Here is a 26,353-nt window from a genome sequence, read left to right as displayed (position 1 = left end):
CTAATGCTTTGATTTTGGGTGGATTTGCGTGCATTTCAAGACGGCATGCCAAGCAAAACGGCATACTTGATGAAACCTCTACAGCCCTTGCGGAAATTCACCTTGCATTTGTTAGGGGGACGGTGAAGGGTGGCTGCTCCTTTTCAGCGGTGCCTTCTGCCCGCTCACCGACGGACTTTTTACATGCCTATTTTCACCTCGCTGTACAGCAGGCCTATGCTGCTTCTGGTGTTGACCACACTCATGTGGAGCGGCAACGCCGTGGCCAGTCAGCTTGCTGTGGGGCATGTTTCACCTATGGTGATCGTGTTCTTGCGATGGGGGATTGTGGCCGCGCTCATGAGCCTGATTGCCTGGCGGGATCTTGTTGCGTCCTGGGCGGACATCCGCCCTCACCTGATCAGCATCGCCTTGATGGCCGCCTTCGGGTTCTCCGGCTTCAATGGCCTGTTTTATCTGGCAGCTCACAACACCACAGCGGTGAACATGGGCATCTTGCAGGGTTCCATTCCGATGATCGTTGTGATTGGGGCTTACTTCCTGTTTGGCGCTCGGGTGACGCTAATCCAATTCATCGGCATTTTGCTGACATTGCTTGGTGTTTTCGTTGTGGCCAGTCAGGGCAGTCTTCAGGTTCTGCTCAATTTGCACATCAATCCGGGTGATGCGCTGATGCTGGTCGCGGCGGTGTTTTACGCAGGCTACACGCTCGCTTTGAGAAACCGCCCCAAGGTCCCTGCGCTTGCCTTTTTTGCAGTGATGGCCTTTGTGGCTTCCCTGGTGTCACTTCCGATGCTGGCGGTTGAATACAGTCAGGAGACGTTGGTCTGGCCTTCTGTGCAAGGTTGGCTCGTTATTTTGTACATCTCACTTTGCCCATCATTCCTTGCTCAGATTTTCTATATGCGTGGGGTGGAACTGATTGGCCCCAACCGGGCTGGTGTTTTTGTCAATCTGGTTCCGGTGTTTGCATCGGTGATGGCAATTGTGCTGCTTGGGGAACTATTTGCGTTTTATCATGGTGCTGCTCTGGCACTGGTGCTGGGCGGGATCTGGATTGCAGAGAAATTTGCCTGGGAGAAGCGAGCCAACAAGGCGAAAGCCTGACCCATTTGCAACAGACAGGTGCATTACTCACAGACTTCAAAGTCTACCATTTCGGTAGACTTTGTTTTTGTGCTAAGTAACGCGAAAGTGTTGTTGTGTCGTGTTCAGCCAACTGTCAGCCAAACATGCGCGCCTCGTAACTATAAGTTTCAGCGTATCCATTTCGGAAATTCAATTCCACATTCCGGATATGCGCAGTCGTAGATCCAGAGGTTTTGCAGGCAGTGTCCACCGGTCTATCGCCCTCAGATATTCCCACTTTCGAAACGGCGGGTATTCCCGCACGTTTTGCTGGCCTCATTGAAGATGCTCTGCCTGAAGGTGGTGAGCTGGTTGCTGCACGGGCAATCACCGCGCCCGCACCGCATGTAGTGGCTGCAGAGCTGCGGGAATTTTCCGGATTTGACAGCAACTTCGGTCTGGTTGCAAAGCGTATGATTGACTACATCAAGGAAGATCGTGGAGCCCCAACGACAAAGATTGCTGCAAGTCTTGCCTTGAAGACAATCTGCCAGATCCTGCTCAACCGGATATCAGTCAGCTACCTTTTGAGTGGTCGCGCACCGCGTATTGATGAACTACGGTTTGTCCTGCATGGCAAAGGCCCCTGGGTAGAGATTTTCTTTGACCCACGCCTTTCGGAAGAGGATTTCGAGCTTAATCCAGACCAGGGCCCTGCGGAGCTGTTCGCACTTTCCATTTGCTTTGAAGAAATCATTCAGGTCTTCCACCGGGAGCTCGGGCGGCGAAAAGTGGCGCCTTCAGTGTTTTATTCCACCGTGGCTGTTTCCATCATATCGCCGTTTCTTGTCTTGCGTCGTCATGGTGCAAAGCCATCAGATGTGGCGAGCTTGATGCGCGCCTATCTTGCGAGCCTTGGGAAAAAGATCAATGGCGGGATTGTCTGGCGGCAACGTCAGCAAGAGGGGCTGACAGAGTATGCCCCACGGCGTAAGGCGTGTTGCCTGAAGTATGTGCTGCCATCCAAACCGCATTTATGCTCGACCTGCTCGCGGAGCACCGAGACAACCTTTTTTGATGAAGTGGATGGGCCTGCGGGCGGCCACTCCTTGCCGGATGGCCGCTGACTAAGGCTTATTTGGTTGCGGTTTGCTTGCCGATATCCGGCAGGGTCACGATACGGTTTCCACGCAGATCGCTGGCGCAGATGATGAAGCCCTGCTCTTCCATATGGGTGAGCAGCCAGCGCGCTCTGCCCGGTGAGCGGGTGCCATACGCTTTCGCGATATCCAGATCTTCCGGGCACGGCTCATCTGCAAAGGCCGCTTTTGCCAGCAGAAGATAGACGCCGCGCATCTCTTCTGGCAGCTGTCCGGCAATCACTTCTGCTTGCTGCCAATCGCCTTCTTCGACTTCTTTTTTATCAACACCAGCACGGGCCACGGAAAGAAGCTTACGGAACTTGGCAAGATCCTGGGACTTCAGCCGATCAATGCGGCAGCGGACCTGAAAATCCTGATAGAGCTGTGAAACCGGTGCGAAGGCAGCTTCAGGGTCTTCAAGGATCTTGGCGATGATCTCCTGATACTGCTGGTTCTTCTCTTCCAGATTGAAGAGGTCCTCCGGCTCGGCTTCAACAACTTCCCTATGCTGCGCCTGCATATTGCTGGCGGCTGTTTGTGACAGCTGCAGCATAACGTCTTTTGCAGAAGGCGCGGCCACACGGTTGTTGTGTAACACCGGATCATTATCCGTTGCTGTGAAGATCAATTCAGCAGCTGTTTCAACGGGCTGGTTCGGCATTGGCATCAGCTTTGGCGAGCCACCACGGCTGCCAGTGACAACTTCGCCAATAACCACCTTTTGTGGTCGACGGGTCATTGCAGGGCCGAGGGAGATGAACTGTCCGCGTTCCAGGTTACGGAACTGTTCTGCCTGACGCCGGTCCATGCCGAGCAAGTCGGAGGCGCGAGCCATATCAATATCGAGGAAGGTACGGCCCATCAGGAAGTTGGAGGCTTCCGCCGCCACGTTCTTGGCAAGCTTTGCCAGACGCTGGGTTGCGATGATACCGGCCAGACCACGCTTACGACCACGACACATGAGGTTGGTCATGGCCATCAGGGAAAGGCGTCGGGCTTCTTCGCCGTAGTCACCAGAGGCGGAAGGCGCAAACAGCTGGGCCTCATCCACGACAACCAGAACCGGATACCAGTACTGGCGGTCGGAATCGAACAAGCCGTTCAGGAAGGCGGCAGCGGCTTTGAGCTGCTTGTCCGGTTCCAGATGTTCCAGGTTGAGAATGACGGAAATGCGGTGCTGGCGCACGCGGGCGGCGATCATGGTGAGTTCGCGATCATTCATGGTCGCCTCAATCACCACATGCCCAAACTCATCTGCCAGCGAGACAAAGTCGCCTTCCGGGTCAATCACCACCTGTTGCACCCATGGCGCGCTTTGCTCCATCAGGCGGCGTAGCAGGTGCGATTTGCCCGAGCCGGAGTTTCCCTGCACGAGTAATCGCGTTGCAAGCAATTCTTCAAGATCGACAACAGAGGAGGTGCCATTAGGTTTGACACCCATTTCGATGCTGACCGTCATTCAAAATCTCTTGTTGCGCCTCGCAAGAGGCAGGTGATTAACCGGGTATCGGCAATAAACGTTCTTTAAAGTGCGCTGCGGTTCGCTTCTCAGATTTTGACGCTGGCAAGAGCCAACGCTTACAAACCCGAAAATGACATCAACTGCTGCTTGGGAAGTCAGCGCAAAATCTCCGATTCTAAGGAAAATTGCAAAGAAGCTGTTTCGCTTTCGCGTTCTTTCCCACAGAGCCCAATGGGTCCTTCAAATCAGAGCAGCTTCTTTTGGGAAGCCGAGAGAGGCAATGCCACATCTGGGCGAGACTGGCAATTGGATATGCCCGATTTCCAAGGGCATGACCTTCAGAATTGAGAATTGCCCAGTAAATGACCAGATTGCAACTTAGTTACAGTTGAGTTTGCGAGCTTGGACCTGCATTATGGAAGAGGGTATATATTGGATTAATTGGGGGATTGTCCGCGGATGAGGGAAGAAACCTACGCAGAACGAGTGGTTGACGGCGTCATCCACGTTGTGGGCATTGCGTTTGGAGCTGCTGCAACGACAGCCTTTGTTATGGTCTTGTGGGCGGCGGATGATTACGCCCGGCAAATCAGCATCTACATATATGCTGGCACGCTGTTGGCCATGCTTGTCTGCTCTGCGACCTACAATATTTTGCAGAAAGATAATAGGATTGGCATCCTGCGCCGGCTGGACCATTCTGCAATCTATTTCCTTATTGCTGGTACCTACACTCCCCTATGCCTGATGGTTCTTGGCGGATGGCTTGGGATTTCCATGCTCGTTGGGATCTGGATTTGTGCGGTGGCAGGTGCGGCCATCAAGATCTTGCACATTACTTCCATGGATAAGCTGGCTGTGCCTATTTATCTGGCGATGGGCTGGGTGAGCTTCTTTGCGATTGTTCCGATTTACAATGAGCTATCCCTAGCAGGCTTCACGCTGCTTGCGACCGGCGGTGGGCTCTATACGGTTGGCACCCTGTTTTACATCTGGAAGAACCTGCCATTCCAAAACGCAATCTGGCACGGTTTTGTGTTGTCAGCAGCGGCCTGTCATTTCGCAATGATCATGGTAGATGTAGCCTTGCCCGGCTTGGCCTGACCTACTCGCTCAAGATCGAGGACGGGGACAGCAGTCCCCTTCCCCAAATCGCCTGGTATCAGACACTGCCCTCAGTCTCAACGACCAGCACACGCGCCTCATCGCGGGGCTGTGCTAAATGTTCAGTGCCGATTGAAGCATAGAAAATATCGCCTGTGTTCAATAGAGCGGTGAGTTCCTTGCCGTTTTGGCGATACTTCATCTCGACGCATCCAGACAGTACGACAAACACTTCCTCCCCCTCATTCACATGCCACTTGTAGGGTTGATCCGTCCAATGCAGCCGTGTGGTAATGCCATTCATGTTGGCAATCTGCTGTGCACCCCAGGCTTTGTCTGCCGTAAAGTCAGAGCTTCTGATCACTGTCGCCATTGCGCTGTTCCCTCGTAAAACCATCCAGAAATATCCGCTGATCCTATTGATTTTAAGGGTTTAATATTTAACAGTGTAGTTTCAAATTCCGCCAATGTGACCTAGCTTTGTGCCAGTGGCCTTGGGCTTTGCGTAGATCCCTTTTGCTTTTCACATTTGGTTTTTCTCATAGCATTTTCATTTTCGGAGTTCTTCATGACAGATACTGCCTCCAACCTGGTTCCGGTTTTTGACGGCCATAACGATACGCTGCTCTCGTTGGAGCGTCAGTCGAATACTCCCAAGGAACGCAGTTTCTTTGAGGAGGCTGGTCACGATCACATCGATCTGCCACGCGCCCGCAAAGGCGGTTTTGCTGGTGGTCTGTTTGCCATGTTTACCCCTTCTGTCAGAGCAAAGCCGAAAGAAGGTAAAGAGGTTGACTTCAAAAGTCCCGAACACTTCAAAGGCGTGCCGCAACAGGAGGCGCTGGATTATACACTGAAGCTTCTTGATATTGCAGAGGACCTTGAAGCCAAGGGGAATGGCGAGGTGAAGATCTGCCGTTCAACTGCTGCAATCAAGGAGGCAATGGCGGCTGAGCAACTGGCGATGATGCTGCATGTTGAAGGCGCCGAGTGCATCGACAAGGACTTTGAAGCGCTAGAGCTGCTGTATAATCGCGGTTTGCGCTCTATCGGTCCTGTTTGGAGCCGTGAGACCATCTTCGGATATGGCGTGCCGATGGAATTTGAGCATAGCCCAGACATTGGCCCAGGTCTTACTGATGTTGGTAAAGAGCTGGTGCGCCAGTGTAATCACCGTAAGATCCAGCTGGACGTGTCTCACTTGAATGAGAAAGGCTTTTGGGATCTGGCCAAGATCACCGACAAGCCGATCGTGGCGAGCCATTCCAACGTGTTCAAGATCTGTCCGATGAGCCGGAACCTGACAGATAAGCAACTTGATGCGATTGCTGAATCCAAGGGACTGGTGGGCATCAACTTTGCGGTCTTCTTCCTGCGCCCTGATGGACAGCTGAACTCTGACATGCCTTTAGACGTGATCTTGCGCCATGCGGACTATCTAATCAACAAACTGGGTGAAGATGGGGTTGCGCTTGGGTCAGACTATGACGGCTGTCTGGTTGCCAACGACATCAAGGATGTGGCTGGTTTGCCAAACCTGATCGAAGCCTTCCGCAAAGCAGACTTCGGTGAGGACCTGATCGCCAAGATCGCGCATAAGAACTGGATCAGCGTTTTGGAGCGAGCGGGGATTTAATTCCCCTTCCTTGCCGCGAAGATGTGAAAAATGGGTTGGCATGTCAGTCAAACAGGCCAGCCCGTGAGCGGCTTTAGTTCCTTGAGCACAAAGTTGCTTTCCATAGCTTTAATGCCCGGAAGGCGCCGTAGGATGTTCATTGAGAATTCGGCATACGCATCAAGATCTTCGCAAACCACTTGCAGCACGAAATCAACTCCTCCTCCGACTGAGTAGCAGGCAATGACCTGCTCAAGCTTCAGCACAGCCTTTTCAAACTCCACGGCCTGTTCTGCATTGTGCGCGTCAATCTGGATCATCACGACAACGAACACACCAAGGCCTAGAGTTTTTCGATCCAGATGAGCGGCGTAATTACTGATCACCCCTTCCTGCTCTAACCGTCTGACGCGCCGCCAACACGGCGAGGTGGACATACCCACCTTTTCGGCAAGCTCAGTATTTGAAAGGCGCCCCTCCTTCTGCAAAACCTGAAGGATTTTCCTATCCGCAGCATCCAGCTGAACAGCTTTCTTTTGTTGCCCGCTACTTTCAAGAGACATTTTGCACTCCCATTGGTAGAGCATACCTAACTTTGGCGATTTTCAGGTAGCACCTACCTATATATAGCTCATTTTTGGGTAAGATAGATCGACCTTCTCTTCTGCGTCCAGATATTGTCCCCATAAAGGAGACAAGGATGCTTACTAATCAAATCAAGAAACAACCACTTCGAGGTGAACAGGATTTGCGGCTTGCGATTGTGGCGGACCCGGATTTACCTACGGGTCTGCTCGCAAATACGGTCGGGGCCATATCAATTGGGATTGGAACAGAAAACACCGGGCTGGCCGGAGTAACCTTAACGGACCGTGAGGGTGTGTCCTTCAAGTGCAGTGCGGATCGTCCAGTCCCTATCCTGCAGGCAAATGTCGATCAAATGCAGAACTTATTGACGAAGTCCTCCGCACACCTTGACGAAATTACTCTGGTTGTCTTTCCCACCTTTGCCAGATCAATCCATTCTTTCGCTGAGTATGACGCGCTGGTGCCCACGCAGGCTCTGAAGACAGAGAAGATAGACGGGATAGGGATTTGTGGTCCAAGCAAACTGGTGCGCTCACTTGTGGGAGCGCTCAAGCTGTTAAGATAGTTTGAGTGCAAACGATGCGGTGTACTTTGACAGTGAGCCTCTCTCACTTCATGCAAAAAACCCCGGCGCGGTGCACCGGGGTTTTCAATTTTAAAAGCTTTGATCGCTTAGCTTCAAGCTGGCTTCAAGGCAGCAGCTTCGAGCAGTTCTTTGGTGTAGTCTTCTTTCGGGTTGGAGAAGATTTCTTCTGCCAGTCCCTTTTCAACCACTTCGCCTTTCTGCATCACCATCACAGTATCGGACATGGCACGAACCACAGCCAGATCGTGTGAGATGAAGAGATAGGTCAGGCCATGCTCTTTTTGCAGGTTGCGCAGAAGCTCAACCACCTGCTTTTGCACGGTACGGTCCAACGCGGAGGTTGGCTCATCCAGCACAACAAGCTTTGGATTGAGGATCATGGTGCGTGCAATCGCGATACGCTGACGCTGACCACCAGAGAACTCGTGTGGGTAGCGGTTGCGCATGGCCGGGTCCATGGACACTTCTTCAAGCGCCTGGATAGCCCGCAGATCACGTTCCTTGGCTGAAAGCTGAGGCTCATGCACCAACAGACCTTCGGTGATGATCTGGCCCACGGTCATACGTGGAGACAGAGACCCGAACGGATCCTGGAAGATGAGCTGCATTTCTTTACGAAGCGGCTGCATCTTCTTTTTGGCTGCGCCGGTGATGTCGTTTCCGAGGTAGACAACACGGCCACCCGCTGTTGGCAGAAGCTGAAGCACAGCACGGCCCAGAGTGGATTTACCGGAACCGGACTCGCCTACGATGCCGAGTGTCTGGCCTTCACGCACTTCCATGGAAATGTCGTTTACAGCGCGCAGCACGTGGTTTGGCTTGAGGAAACCAGTTTCGGTTTCAAACTCAACGCGCACGTCCTTTGCATCCAGAACAATCGGGTTGGTGTCAGGTACAACGGCTTTAGAACCGGTTGGCTCTGCATCCAGCAGCATCTTGGTGTAGTCGTGCTGAGGATTACCAAAGATTTCTTTGGTGTTGCCCTCTTCAACAACTTCACCGGACTTCATCACATACACACGGTCGGAGATGCGCTCAACAATACCCAGATCGTGGGTGATGAACACAACGGCCATGCCGAGGCGTTTTTGAAGATCTGCCATCAACTCAAGAATCTGAGCCTGAGTGGTCACGTCCAACGCAGTGGTTGGCTCATCCGCGATCAGGATATCCGGATCGTTTGCGAGCGCCATCGCGATCATGACACGCTGGCGCTGACCACCAGACATCTCATAGGGGAACGCCTTCACTTTACGTGCCGGCTCAGGAATACCCACGAGCTCCAGAAGCTCTACAGCGCGCTTTTTAGCTGTTGCCCAGGTGTATTCCCCGTGCTCAACCATTGGCTCACAGAGCTGGCGCTCAATGGAGTAGAGCGGATCCAGAGAAGTCATCGGCTCCTGGAAGATCATGGTCACTTTCGCACCACGGATCTTGTTGAGCTGACGAATGGAAGACCCAAGGATGTTCGTGCCGCGGTAACGGACTTCACCGTGGGTGATGCCGTTGCCTGCCAGAAGACCCATGGCTGCCATCATGGTCTGGGATTTACCAGAGCCAGACTCGCCCACAATCGCAACAGTCTCGCCGGAGTCCACATGGATGTTCACGCCTTTTACTGCGTGAACCATGCCGGTGTTGGTTTCGAAATCAACTTTAAGAGTGTCGATCTCAAGAACAGTGTTTTCGTTAATCTTGCTCATTCTGTCCTCTTATCGATCCTTAGGGTCCAGCGCATCGCGCAGACCGTCGCCGATGAAGTTCAGCGCGAACAATGTGGAGGTGAGGAAGATTGCCGGGAACACCAGCATCCAAGCAGCACCTTGCAGGTTACGCGCACCTTCGGAGATCAACACACCCCAAGAGGTCATTGGCTCCTGAACACCAAGGCCCAGGAAGGACAGGAAGCTTTCCAGCAGGATCACTTTTGGTACCAGCAGGGTCATGTAGATCACAACCGGACCAAGGGTGTTTGGAATGATGTGGCGCTTCAGAATTCCGCCACCTTCAACACCCATAGCTTCCGCAGCCTGTACGTATTCCTGGCGTTTGATGGACAGGGTCTGACCGCGCACAATACGCGCCATATCCAGCCACTCAACAGCGCCCACGGCAATAAACATCAGGACGAAGTTACGGCCAAAGAACACAACAAGCATGATCACGAAGAAGATGAATGGCAGTGAGTAGAGGATATCTACAACACGCATCATCACCAGATCGACCCTGCCACCGAAGTAACCGGAGGCAGCCCCCCAGAACACACCGATGCTGATTGCAACGAAGGTTGCCAGCAGACCGATGGTCAAGGAAACACGACCTGCAATCAGTGTACGGGTGAGCATGTCACGGCCGTTTGCATCCGTACCGAAGTAGAAGTGCATGTACTGAATGTCAGCAGTTACAGTCGCGCTCTTTTTATCTGAAGAGATGTTGCTGATTGCAGCACTCTCAAACAGATCAGAACGATCGAAGTAACGTGCATAACGCTCATCCAGTTTACGACGGGATGTTACTGTTGCAGTCACCTTGCCATCGTTCAGCTCATAGCTGTCGACGGTCATACGAGCACGCTTTGCAATTTTTGCAAAGGCTGGCTGGATCTCATCCTGCTTCGGATAAGCTTCCAGGCTCGCAGGCTGCTTCACGTAATCGCGATAAACCTGATCGTATGGGTGCGGCGTCAGCATTGGCCCGACGACGGACAGCAGTGTGATCACTGCCAGCACGATCAGAGAGGTCACTGCTGCTTTGTTTGCGAGAAGACGATCACGGGCGTCATCCCACAGCGAGCGGCCCATTTTCGGGGCTTCTTTCAGCTGGTCGGAGGTAACACTCATAAATTCGAGTCCTCAGTCAAAACGCACACGAGGATCAAGCATTGCATAGAGCAGATCCACGATGAGGTTGAAGATAATGACGAAACAAGCGACGACTACGACAGTACCCATTACGAGTGTGTAGTCACGGTTCAGAGCGCCTTGTACGAAGTAGCGGCCAATACCCGGGATACCGAAGATGGTTTCGATAACGACGGAACCGGTCAGCAATGCAGCCGCTGCAGGGCCGAGGTAGGACACAACCGGCAGGATGGCACCACGCAGAGCGTGAATGACAACGACGGTGTATCCGGACAGGCCATAAGCGCGTGCTGTGCGGACATGGTTGGAACGCAGTGCTTCAATCATTGAACCACGGGTCAAACGGGCAACAACTGCAATCTGCGGAAGAGCCAGCGTTACGACAGGCAGAACCATGTTGGCGAAGGCGCCACCGCCCCAGCCCCCGACAGGAAGCCAGCCAAAATGCACACCCAGTATGAGTGTCAGAATTGGTGCCACAACAAAGTTCGGGATGGTCACCCCGAGTGTCGCAACGGCCATCACAGAGTAATCGACGCCTTTATTCTGGCGCAGCGCTGCGATAACCCCCAAAAACCCACCAACAGCCAGGGCAAGAGCCAGTGCAGAAAGACCGAGCTGCATGGAGATTGGAAGACTTTGGGCGAAAAGTTCATTGATCGAGAAATCTCGGAAGAAGAAACTTGGACCGAAATCACCGGACAATACGCTCTTGAGATAAATGAGGTACTGCTCCCAAAGAGATTTGTCCAAATTGTAGATCTTGTTCAGATTCTCCATAACCTTTGCTTCCAATGGACGTTCCAGATCGAACGGACCACCTGGCGCTACGCGCATAAGGAAGAAGGAAATCGTAATGATCAAGAACAAGGTCGGTATCGCGCTGAGCAATCTGCTCAGGACATAGCGTAACATGGGCCTTGCTTCTCCAGTTGTTTATCGTTTTTATTTACCGATAGTTCACAAAAATGCCAGCCATGAGCTATCCTGCATGACTGGCATTTTCTGTCGCGTTAAAGATTACTTGTTAATCTTGACGAAGCGGCTTGGATGCACGTCCAACAGGTTGGTTTCGAAACCGGAAACCTTATCAGAAACAAGGTTCTTGGAGCCGTAGTACATCAAAGGCAGGAATGGCAGATCACGCATAAAGATCGTTTCTGCTTTCTTCAGGATTGCTGCACGCTTTTCAAGGTCAACAGTTATCGCTGCTTCGTCCATAAGTCCATCGTACTCAGGGTTGTCGTAGCGAGCGTAGTTGAAGCCTGTGTTGTCGCTTTCAGTCAGGAACAGGAAGTTCTGAGGGTCTGAGTAATCGCCAACCCAACCAGCGCGAGCAACATCGAAGTCACCACGATCACGCAGGTGTGCGTAGTGGGTCTTGGTGTCAGTGTTCAACATGGACACTTCAACGCCAAGAGGCTTCCACATGTCTGCAATTGCAACAGCAGTGTTCTTGTGATTCTCAGAGGTGTTGTAACGGATCTCAACCTTCAGAGGGTTGCTCTGGTTGTAACCTTTGGATTCAAGAATCTTCTTAGCTTCTTCCTCACGGTCGAGCAGATCAGTGTCTGCCCAAGGAGCGTAAGCTGGTTCGCCGTAGTTGTCGATTCCCGGAGGCACGAGGGAGTAAGCAGCAACCATGGTGCCACCCCAGATGTCTTCTGCAAGGAATTCACGGTCGATCGCCATGGACAGAGCCTGACGTATATCAGGGTCTTTCATAGCTTCGGATTCATGGTTCAGCGCATAGTAGTAGTTGCCGAGATATGGTGCGACTTTAAACTGATTACCCAAAGTGCCACGAATAAAGTCAATCTGCTCCAGTGGAGCATCGTTGTTGGTGTCCAGTTCGCCAGCCTGGAAACGGCGGAGAGCTGCACCACGGTCTTCAGTCGGATAGTACTTAACTGCATCCAGAGCAACGTTTGCTGCATCATGGAAGTATGGGTTCTTCGTTGCGGTCACTGCATCGTTTGGTACGAAGCTGGACAGTACGAATGCGCCGTTGGTAACGATGTTGTCTGGCTTTACAAAGTCAGTACCGAACTTTTCAACGGATGCAGGGTGTACCGGAAGACCGGACTGGTGCGCCAGAAGCTGGATGAAGTAAGGAGTTGGAGCGTGCAGCTTGATTTCAAGGGTCTTGTCATCAATTGCTTTAACGCCGAGCTTCTCACCTTCCATGTCGCCTTTGTTAACGGCTTCAGAATTCAGGATAGGGTAGAGAACGTTTGCGTATTTCGCACCGGTCATTGGGTTCATGATGCGGCGCAGGGAATAAACGAAGTCACCAGCCAGAACCGGATCGCCGTTTGACCACTTTGCGTCGTCGCGCATCTTGAATGTGTATGTCAGACCATCGTCAGAAACAGTCCAGCTTGCGGCCGCGCCGGGGATGATTTCACCCTTCGCGTTGTAAGCAACAAGACCCTCATAAAGATCACGCAGGATGTGAGCTTCATAAGTTGTAGATGTCTTATGCTGGTCAAGTGTTTCTGGGTCAGCGGAATTACCACGGTTGTATACGGTTTCAGCCGCGGCAGATAGCGAAGTAGCAGCAATAAGGGCTGCAGCTAGCGCTGACATACGAATGGACTTGATCATGCAGATCTCCCCTCTCCTCAAGTTACATTCCGCCAGATTTGGAGACTGGCAGTTGCCCGCAACATTTCACTGTTGCGTTATTATAGCAAGTGTCGAGGGATCAAAATTTCCTCGTAATCGGAGATTATTTTAATCTCTTATTTAGATTATAAACGATTATGGGAGCATTGTTTCCAATTGAGACTAAAATTAGAAATAATCTTTCAACTTACGTTGCTGAATCTTTTGCAATCGCGTCACTATGACGCCCGGTATTTATAGCTCCCGTTTTTTTCACAGGTGCGGCAAAAAACTTTAACCTTCGCTCTTTTGTGGTAGAGCACTACCAGTAAATCTACCCCTAGCGTTGAAATACGCTGTTTTGGGAATCTGGAAAGACAAGCTTAATGGCGCCACCGCTTCTTCATGTGCGAGACATACACCTTAACTTTGGAACGACCCCTCTTCTGACTGGTACAGAGCTACAAGTCGGGGAAGGCGAGCGGATCTGCTTAGTTGGTCGAAACGGGTCTGGCAAGTCGACACTGCTGAAAATCGCTGCGGGATTAACAGAGCCGGATAAGGGCGAGTATTTTTTGCAGCCAGGGCGGACGATCCGGTACTTGCCTCAGGAGCCGGATCTTTCGGGGTATGCGACAGTTCTTGCCTATGCTGAAGGTGGGCTGGCTCCTGGTGATGATCAATATCGGGCCAAATACCTATTAGAAATCTTAGGCTTAACGGGTGAGGAAGATCCGGATACGCTTTCGGGCGGAGAAGCCAAGCGGGCGGCGATTGCGCGGGCTTTGGCGCCGGAGCCTGATATTTTGCTGCTGGACGAACCGACCAACCATCTGGACCTTCCGGTGATTGAATGGCTTGAATCTGAGCTTAAGCAGATGAAGTCTGCCATTGTTCTGATCTCGCACGACCGTCGTTTTTTGGAGAACCTGTCCCGCGTAACCTACTGGATCGACAGGGGTATCTCCCGCCGTATGGACCAGGGGTTTGCCAAGTTTGAAGAGTGGCGGGACAAGGTTTTTGAAGAGGAAGAAAAAGAGCAAGCGCGGCTGAATGAGAAGATCCGGCAGGAAGAGCATTGGATGGTTTATGGCGTGACTGCGCGTCGTAAGCGGAATATGCGGCGGGTGCGGGAGCTGGCTGATTTGCGTCAGCAGCGCAAGGAGCATAAAGGACCGCAGGGCAGTGTGAAGATGGCTGCCACTGAGGGGGATATCTCCGGCAAGCTTGTTTCTGAGGCCAAGCACATTGGCAAGACCTACGAAGAGCGCCCGATCGTCAAGGATTTCTCCACCCGCATTTTGCGCGGTGACCGGATTGGCTTTGTGGGGCCAAACGGGGCTGGCAAGACCACCTTGCTGAAGATGCTGACCGGCGAGCTTGCACCGGATGCGGGCACTATCCGCCTTGGCGCCAACCTGCAGATGATCACGCTGGACCAGAAGCGCGAGAAGCTTGACCCCAATGACACACTCGTCAATGCCATGACGGGTGGCAGCGGGGACATGGTTATTCTTGGCGACACCTCCAAGCATGTCATGAGTTATCTCAAGGACTTCCTGTTTAAGCCGGAACAAGCGCGCACCCCTGTGCGTGTGCTTTCTGGTGGGGAACGGGGACGCTTGCTGCTGGCGCGCGCGCTGGCTGCTCCTTCCAACCTGATGGTGCTTGATGAGCCGACCAACGACCTGGACCTTGAAACACTGGATCTGTTGCAAGAGCTGATTTCTGATTATCCCGGCACCGTCCTGCTTGTGAGCCACGATCGTGACTTCCTTGACCGCATCTGCACCAGCATCATTACGATGGAAGATGAGAGCGGCAATTGGGGTGAATATGCGGGTGGCTACACCGACATGGTGCGCCAGCGCGGTGAAGGTGTGCAGGCGCGTAAAGTTGCCAAGGCCGACAAGGCTTCCGGTGCTGCGAAGGAGGATAAGTCTCCTGCTGCTGCCAAAAGACAAGAGCCTAAGAAGTCCGGCCTCAATTTTACGCAGCAGCATCGCCTAAAGGACATTCCGGGTAAAATTGAAAAGCTGGAAGCGAAAATCACTAAGGGCCAGAAGGAGTTAGAGGACCCGAACCTGTTCAGCTCCAATCCGGATCGTTTTCACAAAGTGATGACCGCTGTTGGGAAACTGCATGAGGACCTTGCTGCGCTTGAAGAAGAGTGGCTGGAGCTGGAGATGCTTGCCGATGAGGGCTAAGCTCCTCATATACTTATGATTTTAAGAAAGGCTTCGGAGCGTTCCGGAGCCTTTTTTGGTTTGCGTTACTCTGTGCGTTGGTTTGCGTTATTTACGAGAGACTTGCGTTTTTTATGAAATTGATCGCGTGGTACCGCTGACGCTCAGCCCCTGACTTATCCCCCTGCCCTTTTGCTATTCGTCATGATCAATCATATGGGTGCCGTGGGTGATGGCACTGCTGGCTCGGATGGCGGCGGTGATGAAGACGACTTCGGCGAGTTCTTCATCTGTGGCGCCGCAGACCTTGGCGTTCTCACGGTGGATCTCGATACAGTAAGGGCATTGGGTGGTGAGTGCAGCGGCCAGTGAAATGAGCTGCTTGTTTTTTTTGGAGATCACCCCGTCGGACATGGCCTCTGCATTGAAGGCGATGAACATCTTCCAGGTTTTACCGGTTGCCAAAGAACTGAACTTCTTCAGCTTGCGCATATTGTCCATGGAAAACATTGGCATGGGCGACCTTCCGGTTGGCTCAGGTTTTTCCGGGCAATTAAAACAGGCTGCGCTTAATAACCACCAATGAAACCCGTTCAGCTTTAATCAGGATCAGACGGGTCGCTTTCATTCTTTATTTTTTTAAAGGGGCTGCGGGCGCCATTTTGGTAAAGAGCTGCAGGCGTCGTTTTGCAGTAGGCCTGTACAGGTTCAGCCCTTCTTTTTCGGCTGTCTGTATTTTAAAAACTTGCCGACAATGATGGCGGTGAGAACGACCATGTAAAACTGGCCTGCCAGACCCACAATGATCGCAGCCTTTCGGGCGATGGGTGTGAGCGGTACGATGTCGCCGTAGCCGATGGTCATCAGTGTGATGAACGCGGCGTACATGAGTGCTTCCTCCTGCGAGTGGGTCTCAGCATTGTCAATGGGCAGGCCTTTGAAAGAGCCCGGCTGCATATGCTCTATAAGTATAAAGAGAAAGAACGCGACCATGCCGATGGAGATGTAGCCGCTGAGAACACCCAGCACGACACGGTAGTTTTCTTCAAATGTCCTGAGCATCTCATCAATCAGTACGATGGCCACCACAGCATGAAAGGCAAAGAAGATCACAATCTGCGGGACCAAAGGGTCGATTGTTGGAAAGATCGGCGTATCAAGAAAAGACAGGACCAGCGAACACCCGAGCAAAACAGCGACTAGCCTGAAAAACTGCCTCCTCTTCAACGTAATGAGCATGCCGGTGGCTATATTGAAGCTGTAAAACACGTTAAAAACCGGCGCTTCCAGCGTCTGACCCGGTAAGATCAAAGCACCGAACATGAGCAGCAACTGGCTGAAAAGAAACACCTCAACCCGATACTCAAACAGATTCTTTATAGACTTCGATTGCACGTCTACCTTCCTGACTTTTGCGGCAATTTTCGCAAATGAAGGCTAAGGAATGGGAAATCTGAAGGGTGGGTTAGCCCGTGAAATTTGGGAGGTTGGATATGAGGGAACGCCGTGCTCATATCTCAACCAAAATGCAGCAGCAAAATGAAGCTTTGTGGTCGCACCTCATACCCGACCGTGTGATAGCGCTGTCGATGCACTCAAGAATCTGAGCGCGCTCAATGTTCCATGCAATGCTGATAAAGTTCCTTACAGATGGACACATTCTTAAAGAGTGTTCCTAGCACTTTTTCAGGGTATTTTTCGTGAATGAAGCTATTAATCTTTTGAATAGATAACATTACAGACCCTGAAAGACGCTGTTCATCCACGCAATAAGCATAATCCCGGGCAAGTTGTTGAACTCCAGAATCTTTCATCGCCATCAATGCGATAATACGATTTCCATGTACCAGGAGTCCGTATTCTTTTCCGCTCTTCTTTTCTAACTTAGAAATTTCGCCTGAAATAATAGCTTCGATGAAGCGCAAGGCCCTGACTGAGTTCCATACAAATACGCCAGACACCTTTGGATTGAAAATTGTTCGATATGGTGCTTTGGACAAACTCTCATAAAACTTACCAATCTCCCTCTTAGCTTGAACAGCGAGGGAAACATCCCCGCTGACACAAGCCAATGCAATCGTTGCTTCAGAAAGATCAAACGATTTTTCTGTCGGCTTAAATGCATCTGATCTCATAATGTTATAATGTTATAATCGATATCTTCTATGAGAAGCTCTTTCCTGATCCGTATTTGCTCCGGGTCTTGGGAAACAAAATCTCTATTTTCAATTCTGTTTTGTCGGTTATTTGTTTTAGTTACGTTCCCGCCAAACCCATCTTCAGCTCCCTCAAGCGAAATAAGGCGAACAGGAACCTTTATATCTTCAAGGTTGTTAAATTCATTGGCGGCAAATCGGCCAATTGTACTGACTGTTTGCGCGCCGTTTACTATACTGATATTTGCAGCTTTGAATGACCCAAGCTCTCGAGAGTTTCCGCCAACAGCAGATTTCCTGATTGTGTCAGCAACAATAGTTATTCCATTGTTAAAGTACCAAAACTTATCAGGGCTCGTCTCTAACGTGTTACGAATTTCTTCATTTACTTCAGTTGATCCAAGCATTTGCCTTATATTTTGCGCAAACAACCTCTTACCGGTTGTTGTCCACCAGTTCGAGACTTCTTCACCGGCAACCATGCCATAGTAAGCCGTATGAGGTGTATCTATTTTCCCCCATTGTGCTAGACCGATCTCCAAGTCAATAGGTTCGCCATCAATACCACTAGCAAGGCTAGAATGAATAACAGCTTGATTTAATTACTGAAAAGACAAGATATCTTCTTTATTTTCGTCGCCTGTCTCATTCATTTCTTTAAGTAGATCCTCAATTACGCGCATACTATGCTCGCCTAATTGCTGATTGCCTGTATGTATCAAAACCACATCAAAAGTCGTATCGAAAGCAGTCAAAGCTTCGTTCACTGAGACTTGCTTTGCCCTCAACTTCTCATTGAAACGATCAAACTCCATGTTGAAGAGATCAACAACGCCATCTTTGAACTTCCTGATGTCACTGCTTGCAGGTTCACCAGTTCCATTTTTTGACCACTTAGATTGAACTAAGGTCATTTTTTTAGCGTTCGAAGAGTAGTACACAGCATCAATACCATTGTCATCTCCTCCATCAACTACCGCTTCCGCTGCTGCCTTTTCATCTGCATCACCAATTAAATAAACAGCGTACGCGGCCAAGCAACGAGATCTTACCTTAGTGTCATACTCAGCATCAGATTCATTCAGATCTGAAAGGTCGAGATACTGCCTAAACATTCCTTCAATCTTTGATGCAATTTGATTTACATGAATAACGCTCATCTACGCCCTAGACCCCAAACTTTTAGCTGCATATTTTAGGAAAATTCTCGTATAAGTTTATATCTTAAGTAGACCATGACTTCAATGTTAGATTAAATAAAACAAATAGTTACGTGGCTCCACTTTACTGCTAGCTTTGGTTAGCTGGCTTCTTGCCAAATGTGCTCAAAATCCCACTCACGATTTTCTTTCCACCAATCCACACCCCTTGCCTAAATTACCGATTTGACATGGGCAGTGTTTCATTTCACATTCATGTGTGAGGCGTCGAAACCTCGATACAAGCGGTTACCGCTCCCGTACATGGCGGATTTTTTGTGCCTTTTTTCTGAAGGGCGCAAACCCTTTGCTATGAGCGGGAGGACGGTGAATACAACACTTCCTTCGGGAAGGAATAAACCTGCCTGCCTTGTATCAGGTTTCGAACCTCCCGCTCGCCAGTGGGTCGTCGAAAGCCCTTTTGACGTGCGGTCCTTCAACTGCCGTATACAAGGGGCATTGAAATGACCAGTTCCCTCTGCGCATGTAGCGCCACAAATACTTTCCAAAATGAAATAGACGAAGTGCTCGTCGCTGCATCTGATTTGCAGAACCTTGCTTATATGCAGCAGCTGTTGCTGAGCGAGAGGATGCAGGACAGCAGTGAACGGGATGCTTTGTTCACTTTGCATTATGCCTTCCGCGACCGCTTGGAAGCTCTTCAAAAAAGCTGCGGACAGATTATTGACGCGTATTCCTCTCCCATGCCCAAAAGCAGGTTTCGGGAATACGGTCGGGAGCAGGTCGACCAGCCGCAGCCCATAACCAAAACAGTAGTGTTTCCAGACAAAGCCGGTTCCTGATCATCTCAGGCAATCGGCTTTTTTGATGGCCGCATGGGTGTCGTGGCGGGTGTTTTGCCGCGATGAGCCTGTGCAGACCGACTGTGCTTGAGCGTTTGGCGCCGTGCGTGCCAGCCGCTGTGGTGCCGGAGGCGGAACGCGCATACACCCCGCATTGCCGCCAAGGGTGCCTTGCTGGTCTGCGGAGCTGTCATCCCTTCGCAGGCCAGCGCTTTTTCAAGGCATGGCGTTTGGGATGCAAACATAGCAAGAATTGCAAAGAATGGTGCGCGGTGACAGCTTAAGCTTGGCCATGTTTGGTTATGACAGAGCTATGCCCTTGATGTTTCACCTCTTCCCCTCCCCAAATTCAGGCTCCCTTTTTGCACGGGATACTGTAGGCTTCTACCGAGTATGGGAGGCTGACCATGCGGCATGAAGCTTTGCAGAAGAACATCTATACGCAGCGGATTAACCGGGCGATGGATTATATTGAGCAGAACATCTGCGCGGATCTCTCCCTTGCCCAGATTGCTGATGCGGCGTGTTTTTCACCCTATCACTTTCACCGTATCTTCAAGGCCATGACCGGAGAGACGGTCAACCAGTTCACCAGTCGGTTGCGGGTTGAAAAGGCTGCGCGGCGGCTGAAGCAGAACGCCAGCATCTCCATTACCAATGCGGCGCTGGATATGGGCTTTGCCTCCCCCTCCTCCTTTGCGCGTTCGTTTCAGGCGCGGTTTGGCATGTCCGCCAGCCAGTGGCGGCGGGATGCGACTGCGTCCGTTGAGGCGTTTGCTGGTGAGACCATGGTGCTGGAACGGCCTGCAAGCGGGCTGGTGGCGGACAAGGTGGAGGTGTGCAAACTGGAGCCGCGCACGGTGGCTTACGTGCGCCGGACGGGCAACTTTCAGGAACGGCCCGAGATTTTTGGCGAGGCATTTGGCGCACTGATGGCATGGGCCGGACCGCGCGGGCTGATGCATGGGGCGGAGATGATGTGCCTGTTCCACGATGATCCGCAGGTGACCGATGTGGAGCAGATGCGTTTCAGCTCCTGCCTGACGCTGCGCGGGCCAGCGGATGTTGAGGGCGAAGTGGGCAAGATGGTGGTTGGCGGCGGGCGCTATGCCTGCGGGCACTTTGTGATCACCCATGATCAATCACAGGCCGCATGGGAATATATGTATGGCACGTGGTTGCCCTTGAGCGGGTACGAGCCGGAGAACATCCCCTGCTTCCAGCTGTATCCTTCCATGACCGGCGAGGCGGGGCCACAACCTGCGGTGATCTGCATTCCGGTGCGGCCTCTTTCTTAAGCCTCCGTGATTGGTAAGCGGGGTGCGCGCAAGTTGCGCCTGCGGTTTATCGCGGGGTTAAGGAGCGCCGCCTTAGGGTTTGGTGGTGTTGGCTGGTTCGCGAGCGGTTCATGGTTTTCGGCTGGATATTCAGGCGCCTGTTCTTCTATCACCTCCTGACCCTGTTCAGGATGTGGGGGCTCTACCTGTCTTTGCTGCTGTGGGCACGCAAGGGGCTTTATTGGGGGCCGCTTGCGGGTGTTTTGATGACCGTGTTGACGATCATCTATGCCATCGGGATTTACTGGGTAACAAACTGGGTCATTGTGCAATCCGGCGGATATGTGCTGGCTGAGGTCGCCTGCTGGTCGCTGTGGGTTCCGCTGGTGTGGATGGCGGCGCTGGACACCCAGCTTTACATGGTCTGCCTGCGCGCACCCAACCAAAAACTGCTCGGCAACCTGCTCTCCACATGGGCGTATGAGGAAAAGATCCAGGCGCATCTGGACATGGTGCGGGAGAAGGCTGGGCGGTGAAACGACCTCGCTTTAGTCGAGGATTTCGGCACAACTCAAGATTGTTTATTGGTGCTGCTGCTGATGATCATTATGCGTAAATGCACCCTTTGGGGGCAGTTGGATTGACACCCGTCACAGATACAAAAGGATGCTGAAGGGCAGTGTTAGTGGGCTGCAATGATCAGCTTTGATATTGGTACATGGAAGCAAAGCAAGAAATGAATAAGTGGGAAACAAGGTTACAATATGCGAGTATCATAGGTATCATTTTCATACCACCTTGCGCCTACGTGGTTGCCCAATACCTTTTAGTCATCTCACCTGATCCAATGCCGTTTATTGAACAATATGCTTTTATATTTTTTGCCTTGTGGTTTTTCTTTATGACCGTAGCTATTCCAATAGTTTCCGCAAAGTGTAACTTTCGCAAAATTTATGACTTTAACAATAAATCAATAATAACAGCCGCTATTGCTTCTATTATTGGATTTCTATTTCCATTTTATTATGGCGGTTACTACCCACTCAATAAACATATATTAGATGATCCCACCATATTTAATTATATAGTTATTTACGTGGTTCACGCAGTTACTGGAGGGAGCATTTCATTGGCTGTTTTTAGTCTTTTTAGCTTTCAACAGAACCATGAGTAACTAATGTAATTTGATACTTACACAGATCTGCGTTTAACCAAAGATCTTGTCGATGTCGTCTTGTGAGAGCAGTTTCCAGCTCCCCTCTTCCACGCCGTCAAGGGTCAGATTGCCGAGCTGGGCGCGGTGGAGTTTGGTGACGTGGTTGCCGGTGGCGGCGAACATGCGGCGGACCTGGTGGTAGCGGCCTTCGTGGAGTGTGAGGCGGGCTGTTGTTTCGCTCAGGACTTCCAGTTCTGCTGGTTTGAGCGGCTTGGTCTCGTTCTCCAGCATCATTTCACCGGATGCAAACTGATCCGCTTCCCCGCCTGTCATCGGGCGGTCGAGCTCAACCTCATAGATCTTTGCTGCATCTGCCTTGGGTGAGATGATCTGGTGCAAGAGTTTGCCGTCATCAGTGAACAGCAACAGGCCTGTGGTGTCCTTGTCCAGTCTGCCCACAAAGGACAGAGCTGGTTTGCGGACGCGGTAGCGGTCTGGCAGCAGATCAAACACCAGTCGTCCGCGATCCTTCATGGAACAGGTGTAGCCAAGCGGTTTGTTGAGCAAGATGACGGAGCCCTCTGGCGGGTCCAGCGGCTCGTCATCAAACAGGATATCTTCATGAGGCAGCTTGCTATCGGCTTTGATTGGGTTGCCGTCTTTGTCGGTGACCCAACCATTGCGGATGGCGGCCTGCATTTCTTTGCGGCTACCGTATCCCAGATTTGCCAATAGCTTTACAAGTCTCATACTTGGTTCCTAACTCAAAGCCGCAAGTTTACTTATTCGCCTTGATGGCACGAATGACTTTGTAGCCGTTCTGGTCTGCCATGATCTCGTAGGAGGCGAACACCTTATCCAGCGTTGCTTCATATGGCAGGTGTCGGTTGGCGACCAGCCAGAGATGACCGGATGGACGCAAGCCGCGGGCGGCGGACTTGATGAACTCCTGCCCGATATCCGCTCTGTCCTGCTTGCCACCTGCATGGAATGGCGGGTTGGTGAAGATGAAGTCGTAGGTGCGTGCCAGCTTTTTGGTGGCATCCTGCCAGATGAAGTCCAGCGCGACCTCTCCGATCTTACCCTTCAGGTTCTGCTCAGCCAAGTCCAGCGCGCGCTTTTCAGCCTCATAAAGATCAATAGCCTTGACCTTTTCGCGTTTGGCAACTTCACGGGTCAGGTAGCCAAAACCACAGCCCAGATCAGCGCCGCGGCCCGCCAGTTTCTCTGGCAGTGTTGCGACAAGAAGCTGAGAGGCTTTGTCTAGATGGTCCCATGCAAATACGCCCGGACGGCTGACGAACTCGCCCTCCATGATTTCGCGCGGCGCATCCAGTTTGGACCATTCTTCCACCAGCTCGTGGTTGACATTTTCTGGTGTAATTTCAGCCCAGAACACACGGCATTTGTTTTTGGAGACTTTGCCGGTGTTGCCTGCCAGTTTGGTGAGATCACTTTCTGCTGTCTTGGCACCTTCTGTATTGGAGGCGCTGACGACAACAAGGCCGCCCTCTACTGCGGACTTTACAGCCTTTGCCATGAGGGCGCGGGCTTCATCACGCTGGCGCGGTGGCAGCAGCATGACGAGCGGGTACTGGCCGTCAACTTCCGGTGCAACTGTGAAGCCTGCGCGTTCCAGATTGTCTCTGTCTGGAGCGAAGGTCTGCTGGCAGATCAGGCGATCTTTGGCGATGCCATTCATGGCAAAGCCCATGCGTGCACGCAGGAAGAGCGCTTTTTGATCAGCGGCACCTTCCTCAAAAAAGTTGAGCAGGCCATCTTCAAATGGCAGCAGCAATGTATCGAGAGCTGGATCTTTCATCTTATTCTTATCCTTGCTGCCTTGGAGCCTGTCGCGTTCACAAGGTTCACGCGCCGAGCCCAAGGCTTTGTTTCTAGGCGTATTCTAGTCCAAACCGCTTTTCGGAGATAAGCTTAAGACGTATGCACGATTTCGCGAGTTTCGCGGAAGCCGATATCAGGGTTCTTTTCACCGATGTAGCTTACTTCCCAAGCGTTTTTGAAGAGGTAAACAGGCTTGTCGTCCCGGTCCAGTGCCACATGGGCGCGGTTGGTCTCAAGGAACTTATCAAGCTTGAGCTTGTCTTCACACTCGATCCAGCGCGCTGTGTTGTACATGGCGGTCTCAAAGCCGATTTCTGTCTGGTATTCCGCTTTCAGGCGATCCACCACAACGTCCAGCTGAAGCACACCCACAACACCGACAATCCAGTTGGTGCCAATGGCTGGTTTGAAGATCTGCACCAGACCTTCTTCTGCCAGATCTTCCAAGCCACGGCGCATCTGCTTGACGCGCATGGTGTCTGTCAGGCGTACGCGGCGCAGAATTTCAGGTGCGAATGCTGGCAGGCCAGTGACGTGGATTTCTTCGCCTTCTGACAGGGTATCGCCCACACGCAGCTGGCCATGGTTTGGCACGCCGATCACATCGCCCGGATAGGCCTTTTCCGCAATCTCTCGTTCTTCTGCAAAGAAGAAGATTGGGGCGGACACGGTGATTGGCTTGCCAGCACGCACATGCTTGAGCTTCATGCCGCGTTTGAATGTACCGGAGCACAGGCGTACGAACGCGATGCGGTCACGGTGTTTGGGGTCCATATTGGCCTGAACCTTAAACACGAAGCCGGTTACCTTTTTCTCTTCCGGCTTGATGGTGCGGCCACCCGTTGCTGGCTGAGAATGTGGAGGTGGTGCATATGCGGCGATGAAATCGAGGATCTGGTCGATACCGTAATCGCGCAGAGCAGAACCGAAGAAGACTGGGGTCAGATGCCCTTCCAGGAAGCTTTCGTGATCGAACTCAGGGTAACCTGCGCCGCCCAGTTCCACGTTTTCTTCCAGTTCTTCGCGGATGTTGTCGAACAGTTCACCAACCAACTCAGGGTCTTCCAGACCTTTAACATCTTTGATGGTATCCAGAGCACCACCGCGGCCCTCAGTAGAGGTGAAGAAGCGGTTGCCGATATGGTCGTAAACACCAAAGAAGTCGGAACCCATACCAACAGGCCAGCTCATTGGCGTCACATCAAGGGCCAGTGCCTCTTGAATCTCGTCAATGACTTCCATTGGGTGGCGACCTTCACGGTCGATCTTGTTGACGAAGGTGATGATTGGAATATCGCGCAGCCGGCAAACTTCAAACAGCTTGCGGGTCTGGGTTTCAATACCCTTTGCAGCGTCAATCACCATGATCGCTGCGTCAACAGCGGTCAGCGTACGGTAGGTGTCTTCAGAAAAGTCTTCGTGGCCCGGCGTATCAAGCAGGTTGAAGAGAATGCCATCGCGCTCAAACGTCATCACGGAGGATGATACGGAGATACCGCGTTCCTGTTCAATCTTCATCCAGTCAGAGCGGGCGCGGCGGCGCTCACCACGCGCACGCACCTGCCCCGCAGCACGGATCGCACCACCACCCAGAAGCAGCTTCTCGGTGAGTGTGGTTTTACCGGCATCCGGGTGAGAGATGATCGCGAATGTGCGGCGTGCCTTATAGGCTTCCGTGCCTGCTGTGCTCATAGAGCCTCCTTTTGCAGGCAAACTCCTGCGTATTCAAATAGTGCAGATTTGAGGGTATCCATCTGGCGCAAAGTTCTAAGGTGTTCTTTCCGGCTTATGGCCGTCCGCAGCAAGGAACACCTGACACGCGCAAAATCTGCTGAAACTTTTGTCGGATTGGGTCTTACAGAATGTAATGAAGCAATGCCAGCCCTTCGCTGAACTTTTTCCGCAGGGCATGACAGTCCTGACAGCACAACTTAGTTCGATCGGCATGGAAGCATCCTTCCAATATTTCAGGTTATTCATCGTCACAGTTCGGTTTTTATTGCTGCGAGGTATGATTATGCTGCTCAACTATCTTTATTCGGAGTTTTATGAGGAACAGGTGTTTCTGGGTCTGCTTGGCCTTTCCTCCGCGGACTGGCAGAGCCTGCTGGAGCGGCGGGTGATGCCTGCGGCCTCCTATCTGTTTACCAACAGCTCACTGTGTGTCTCGTTCCTCGGTCAGCATCAGGAGCGGGAGCTTTATCGCTTCCACCTGAAGAGCCACCGGCGCTGGTTTGAGGATTTACAGTGCTTTGGCCTGACACAGGAACAGGCTACCAAGGCGTTTTTCCTCTCCCGTTTCCGCAATGCCAAAGAGGCATTTCTTTCCGGAGAGCTGGGATCTCGCTTGCATGTGTCCTACCCTGAGGTGCTGAGCGCGTTTGACGGGGATCTGGAGGAGCGCACATGGGGTCACTTTCTCAACGGCACCTATGGCATCTGCACCCGTGACGGCCAGCCGGACACGATCTTCCAGAAGCAGGTTGGTGTGCGGTACGTTGAGAAGATGACAGAGACCGAGCCTCACTGGTTCCCAGATGACCAGCTCGGGCTGCTGAGGCAAACAGTGGATTTTCTGGATGGTGTGGAATCCGAGTTCGCTCCACACGAGGTAAGTCAGTCGTCGAGACAGCGCTGTATCATTGATGTGCGGGAGCGGTATTTGGCAAAGCGTGTTGCGGCTTAAGACGTCGCCATA

At 51.9% G+C, this 26,353-nt stretch carries 26 protein-coding genes; 11 read left to right on the top strand and 15 right to left on the bottom strand.

Annotation, left to right across the window (positions count from 1 at the left end):
- The first annotated feature begins 216 nt into the window (after positions 1 to 216).
- Positions 217 to 1,107 (top strand): DMT family transporter, encoded by an 891-nt coding sequence (locus PsAD37_RS08280; RefSeq protein WP_063295725.1) that lies wholly within the window; start codon positions 217 to 219, stop codon positions 1,105 to 1,107.
- 224 nt (positions 1,108 to 1,331) lie between these two features.
- Positions 1,332 to 2,195 (top strand): hypothetical protein, encoded by an 864-nt coding sequence (locus tag PsAD37_RS08275; protein ID WP_063295752.1) that lies wholly within the window; start codon positions 1,332 to 1,334, stop codon positions 2,193 to 2,195.
- 7 nt (positions 2,196 to 2,202) lie between these two features.
- Here the strand turns inward: PsAD37_RS08275 and PsAD37_RS08270 are convergent, their stop codons facing one another.
- A complete protein-coding gene (locus tag PsAD37_RS08270) occupies positions 2,203 to 3,669 on the bottom strand; it encodes an ATP-binding protein (protein ID WP_063295724.1) in 1,467 nt (488 codons plus the stop codon).
- Positions 3,670 to 4,131: 462 nt separating this feature from the next.
- On the opposite strand from PsAD37_RS08270, the gene PsAD37_RS08260 reads away from it, so the two are divergent.
- Positions 4,132 to 4,776, top strand: coding sequence for a hemolysin III family protein (locus PsAD37_RS08260; RefSeq protein WP_063295722.1), 645 nt, complete (start codon positions 4,132 to 4,134; stop codon positions 4,774 to 4,776).
- Positions 4,777 to 4,834: 58 nt separating this feature from the next.
- On the opposite strand, the gene PsAD37_RS08255 is transcribed toward PsAD37_RS08260, so the two are convergent.
- Positions 4,835 to 5,149, bottom strand: coding sequence for a cupin domain-containing protein (locus PsAD37_RS08255; protein ID WP_063295721.1), 315 nt, complete (start codon positions 5,147 to 5,149; stop codon positions 4,835 to 4,837).
- A gap of 195 nt (positions 5,150 to 5,344) precedes the next feature.
- Between PsAD37_RS08255 and PsAD37_RS08250 the strand changes: the two genes are divergently transcribed.
- Positions 5,345 to 6,412 (top strand): dipeptidase, encoded by a 1,068-nt coding sequence (locus tag PsAD37_RS08250; protein ID WP_063295720.1) that lies wholly within the window; start codon positions 5,345 to 5,347, stop codon positions 6,410 to 6,412.
- 47 nt (positions 6,413 to 6,459) lie between these two features.
- On the opposite strand, the gene PsAD37_RS08245 is transcribed toward PsAD37_RS08250, so the two are convergent.
- Positions 6,460 to 6,954, bottom strand: a complete 495-nt coding sequence (locus tag PsAD37_RS08245; protein ID WP_063295719.1) for an Lrp/AsnC family transcriptional regulator — start codon at positions 6,952 to 6,954, stop codon at positions 6,460 to 6,462.
- Positions 6,955 to 7,091: 137 nt separating this feature from the next.
- On the opposite strand from PsAD37_RS08245, the gene PsAD37_RS08240 reads away from it, so the two are divergent.
- Positions 7,092 to 7,544, top strand: coding sequence for a DUF2000 domain-containing protein (locus PsAD37_RS08240; protein WP_063295718.1), 453 nt, complete (start codon positions 7,092 to 7,094; stop codon positions 7,542 to 7,544).
- A gap of 113 nt (positions 7,545 to 7,657) precedes the next feature.
- On the opposite strand, the gene PsAD37_RS08235 is transcribed toward PsAD37_RS08240, so the two are convergent.
- The 4 genes from PsAD37_RS08235 to PsAD37_RS08220 all read right to left on the bottom strand — a co-directional run bounded on the left by PsAD37_RS08235 (position 7,658) and on the right by PsAD37_RS08220 (position 13,033).
- Positions 7,658 to 9,268 (bottom strand): ABC transporter ATP-binding protein, encoded by a 1,611-nt coding sequence (locus tag PsAD37_RS08235; protein WP_063293277.1) that lies wholly within the window; start codon positions 9,266 to 9,268, stop codon positions 7,658 to 7,660.
- A gap of 9 nt (positions 9,269 to 9,277) precedes the next feature.
- On the bottom strand, positions 9,278 to 10,405 hold the full coding sequence (locus tag PsAD37_RS08230; protein ID WP_057462784.1) for an ABC transporter permease subunit: 1,128 nt from the start codon (positions 10,403 to 10,405) through the stop codon (positions 9,278 to 9,280).
- Between the two features lie 12 nt (positions 10,406 to 10,417).
- On the bottom strand, positions 10,418 to 11,341 hold the full coding sequence (gene oppB, locus PsAD37_RS08225; RefSeq protein ID WP_063295717.1) for an oligopeptide ABC transporter permease OppB: 924 nt from the start codon (positions 11,339 to 11,341) through the stop codon (positions 10,418 to 10,420).
- 105 nt (positions 11,342 to 11,446) lie between these two features.
- Entirely contained in the window at positions 11,447 to 13,033 is a 1,587-nt protein-coding gene (locus PsAD37_RS08220) for a peptide ABC transporter substrate-binding protein (RefSeq protein ID WP_063295716.1), read from the bottom strand.
- 386 nt (positions 13,034 to 13,419) lie between these two features.
- Between PsAD37_RS08220 and PsAD37_RS08215 the strand changes: the two genes are divergently transcribed.
- On the top strand, positions 13,420 to 15,240 hold the full coding sequence (locus PsAD37_RS08215; protein WP_063295715.1) for an ABC-F family ATP-binding cassette domain-containing protein: 1,821 nt from the start codon (positions 13,420 to 13,422) through the stop codon (positions 15,238 to 15,240).
- A gap of 174 nt (positions 15,241 to 15,414) precedes the next feature.
- Here the strand turns inward: PsAD37_RS08215 and PsAD37_RS08210 are convergent, their stop codons facing one another.
- The 5 genes from PsAD37_RS08210 to PsAD37_RS28500 form a co-directional block, all read right to left on the bottom strand.
- Positions 15,415 to 15,735 (bottom strand): carboxymuconolactone decarboxylase family protein, encoded by a 321-nt coding sequence (locus PsAD37_RS08210; RefSeq protein WP_063295714.1) that lies wholly within the window; start codon positions 15,733 to 15,735, stop codon positions 15,415 to 15,417.
- A gap of 192 nt (positions 15,736 to 15,927) precedes the next feature.
- On the bottom strand, positions 15,928 to 16,614 hold the full coding sequence (locus PsAD37_RS29050; RefSeq protein ID WP_244272495.1) for a potassium channel family protein: 687 nt from the start codon (positions 16,612 to 16,614) through the stop codon (positions 15,928 to 15,930).
- A gap of 218 nt (positions 16,615 to 16,832) precedes the next feature.
- Complete coding sequence (locus PsAD37_RS28510; protein WP_206600060.1) at positions 16,833 to 17,354, bottom strand: hypothetical protein; 522 nt, start codon at positions 17,352 to 17,354, stop codon at positions 16,833 to 16,835.
- Positions 17,351 to 17,917, bottom strand: a complete 567-nt coding sequence (locus tag PsAD37_RS28505) for an AIPR family protein (protein ID WP_206600059.1) — start codon at positions 17,915 to 17,917, stop codon at positions 17,351 to 17,353. Before PsAD37_RS28505 ends, PsAD37_RS28510 begins: the two co-directional genes overlap by 4 nt.
- A gap of 60 nt (positions 17,918 to 17,977) precedes the next feature.
- The gene (locus PsAD37_RS28500) at positions 17,978 to 18,535 is read right to left on the bottom strand and encodes a hypothetical protein (protein WP_206600058.1); all 558 of its coding nucleotides are present in this window, start codon (positions 18,533 to 18,535) and stop codon (positions 17,978 to 17,980) included.
- Positions 18,536 to 19,038: 503 nt separating this feature from the next.
- Between PsAD37_RS28500 and PsAD37_RS08195 the strand changes: the two genes are divergently transcribed.
- From PsAD37_RS08195 to PsAD37_RS08175, 4 genes are all read left to right on the top strand, one after another.
- The gene (locus PsAD37_RS08195) at positions 19,039 to 19,377 is read left to right on the top strand and encodes a hypothetical protein (protein WP_063287419.1); all 339 of its coding nucleotides are present in this window, start codon (positions 19,039 to 19,041) and stop codon (positions 19,375 to 19,377) included.
- A 407-nt stretch (positions 19,378 to 19,784) separates the two neighbouring features.
- The gene (locus PsAD37_RS08185) at positions 19,785 to 20,675 is read left to right on the top strand and encodes a GyrI-like domain-containing protein (RefSeq protein ID WP_063295712.1); all 891 of its coding nucleotides are present in this window, start codon (positions 19,785 to 19,787) and stop codon (positions 20,673 to 20,675) included.
- Between the two features lie 110 nt (positions 20,676 to 20,785).
- On the top strand, positions 20,786 to 21,190 hold the full coding sequence (locus PsAD37_RS08180) for a hypothetical protein (protein WP_063295711.1): 405 nt from the start codon (positions 20,786 to 20,788) through the stop codon (positions 21,188 to 21,190).
- A 182-nt stretch (positions 21,191 to 21,372) separates the two neighbouring features.
- Positions 21,373 to 21,828, top strand: a complete 456-nt coding sequence (locus PsAD37_RS08175) for a hypothetical protein (protein ID WP_063295710.1) — start codon at positions 21,373 to 21,375, stop codon at positions 21,826 to 21,828.
- Positions 21,829 to 21,861: 33 nt separating this feature from the next.
- Here the strand turns inward: PsAD37_RS08175 and PsAD37_RS08170 are convergent, their stop codons facing one another.
- From PsAD37_RS08170 to PsAD37_RS08160, 3 genes are all read right to left on the bottom strand, one after another.
- On the bottom strand, positions 21,862 to 22,560 hold the full coding sequence (locus PsAD37_RS08170) for a pseudouridine synthase (protein WP_063295709.1): 699 nt from the start codon (positions 22,558 to 22,560) through the stop codon (positions 21,862 to 21,864).
- Between the two features lie 28 nt (positions 22,561 to 22,588).
- Positions 22,589 to 23,632, bottom strand: coding sequence for a class I SAM-dependent methyltransferase (locus PsAD37_RS08165; protein WP_063295708.1), 1,044 nt, complete (start codon positions 23,630 to 23,632; stop codon positions 22,589 to 22,591).
- A gap of 113 nt (positions 23,633 to 23,745) precedes the next feature.
- Positions 23,746 to 25,347 (bottom strand): peptide chain release factor 3, encoded by a 1,602-nt coding sequence (locus PsAD37_RS08160; RefSeq protein ID WP_063287413.1) that lies wholly within the window; start codon positions 25,345 to 25,347, stop codon positions 23,746 to 23,748.
- Between the two features lie 175 nt (positions 25,348 to 25,522).
- Here PsAD37_RS08160 and PsAD37_RS08155 point away from each other — a divergent pair, with 175 nt between their 5' ends.
- Complete coding sequence (locus PsAD37_RS08155) at positions 25,523 to 26,341, top strand: DUF6058 family natural product biosynthesis protein (protein WP_063295707.1); 819 nt, start codon at positions 25,523 to 25,525, stop codon at positions 26,339 to 26,341.
- Positions 26,342 to 26,353: the final 12 nt, after the last annotated feature.

This window comes from Pseudovibrio sp. Ad37 (assembly GCF_001623075.1).
Classification (GTDB): Bacteria; Pseudomonadota; Alphaproteobacteria; order Rhizobiales; family Stappiaceae; genus Pseudovibrio.
This window is presented reverse-complemented; position numbering and strand designations above follow the sequence as displayed.

What these genes read in the sequence shown, in the direction of transcription:
- PsAD37_RS08280 (WP_063295725.1), top strand. Translation starts at nt 217, where the DNA reads ATGCTGCTTCTGGTGTTGACCACACTCATGTGGAGCGGCAACGCCGTG.
- PsAD37_RS08270 (WP_063295724.1), bottom strand. Translation starts at nt 3,669, where the DNA reads ATGACGGTCAGCATCGAAATGGGTGTCAAACCTAATGGCACCTCCTCT.
- PsAD37_RS08260 (WP_063295722.1), top strand. Translation starts at nt 4,132, where the DNA reads ATGAGGGAAGAAACCTACGCAGAACGAGTGGTTGACGGCGTCATCCAC.
- PsAD37_RS08255 (WP_063295721.1), bottom strand. Translation starts at nt 5,149, where the DNA reads ATGGCGACAGTGATCAGAAGCTCTGACTTTACGGCAGACAAAGCCTGG.
- PsAD37_RS08250 (WP_063295720.1), top strand. Translation starts at nt 5,345, where the DNA reads ATGACAGATACTGCCTCCAACCTGGTTCCGGTTTTTGACGGCCATAAC.
- PsAD37_RS08245 (WP_063295719.1), bottom strand. Translation starts at nt 6,954, where the DNA reads ATGTCTCTTGAAAGTAGCGGGCAACAAAAGAAAGCTGTTCAGCTGGAT.
- PsAD37_RS08240 (WP_063295718.1), top strand. Translation starts at nt 7,092, where the DNA reads ATGCTTACTAATCAAATCAAGAAACAACCACTTCGAGGTGAACAGGAT.
- PsAD37_RS08235 (WP_063293277.1), bottom strand. Translation starts at nt 9,268, where the DNA reads ATGAGCAAGATTAACGAAAACACTGTTCTTGAGATCGACACTCTTAAA.
- PsAD37_RS08230 (WP_057462784.1), bottom strand. Translation starts at nt 10,405, where the DNA reads ATGAGTGTTACCTCCGACCAGCTGAAAGAAGCCCCGAAAATGGGCCGC.
- oppB (WP_063295717.1), bottom strand. Translation starts at nt 11,341, where the DNA reads ATGTTACGCTATGTCCTGAGCAGATTGCTCAGCGCGATACCGACCTTG.
- PsAD37_RS08220 (WP_063295716.1), bottom strand. Translation starts at nt 13,033, where the DNA reads ATGATCAAGTCCATTCGTATGTCAGCGCTAGCTGCAGCCCTTATTGCT.
- PsAD37_RS08215 (WP_063295715.1), top strand. Translation starts at nt 13,420, where the DNA reads ATGGCGCCACCGCTTCTTCATGTGCGAGACATACACCTTAACTTTGGA.
- PsAD37_RS08210 (WP_063295714.1), bottom strand. Translation starts at nt 15,735, where the DNA reads ATGCCAATGTTTTCCATGGACAATATGCGCAAGCTGAAGAAGTTCAGT.
- PsAD37_RS28510 (WP_206600060.1), bottom strand. Translation starts at nt 17,354, where the DNA reads ATGAGATCAGATGCATTTAAGCCGACAGAAAAATCGTTTGATCTTTCT.
- PsAD37_RS28500 (WP_206600058.1), bottom strand. Translation starts at nt 18,535, where the DNA reads ATGAGCGTTATTCATGTAAATCAAATTGCATCAAAGATTGAAGGAATG.
- PsAD37_RS08195 (WP_063287419.1), top strand. Translation starts at nt 19,039, where the DNA reads ATGACCAGTTCCCTCTGCGCATGTAGCGCCACAAATACTTTCCAAAAT.
- PsAD37_RS08185 (WP_063295712.1), top strand. Translation starts at nt 19,785, where the DNA reads ATGCGGCATGAAGCTTTGCAGAAGAACATCTATACGCAGCGGATTAAC.
- PsAD37_RS08180 (WP_063295711.1), top strand. Translation starts at nt 20,786, where the DNA reads ATGGTTTTCGGCTGGATATTCAGGCGCCTGTTCTTCTATCACCTCCTG.
- PsAD37_RS08175 (WP_063295710.1), top strand. Translation starts at nt 21,373, where the DNA reads ATGGAAGCAAAGCAAGAAATGAATAAGTGGGAAACAAGGTTACAATAT.
- PsAD37_RS08170 (WP_063295709.1), bottom strand. Translation starts at nt 22,560, where the DNA reads ATGAGACTTGTAAAGCTATTGGCAAATCTGGGATACGGTAGCCGCAAA.
- PsAD37_RS08165 (WP_063295708.1), bottom strand. Translation starts at nt 23,632, where the DNA reads ATGAAAGATCCAGCTCTCGATACATTGCTGCTGCCATTTGAAGATGGC.
- PsAD37_RS08160 (WP_063287413.1), bottom strand. Translation starts at nt 25,347, where the DNA reads ATGAGCACAGCAGGCACGGAAGCCTATAAGGCACGCCGCACATTCGCG.
- PsAD37_RS08155 (WP_063295707.1), top strand. Translation starts at nt 25,523, where the DNA reads ATGAAGCAATGCCAGCCCTTCGCTGAACTTTTTCCGCAGGGCATGACA.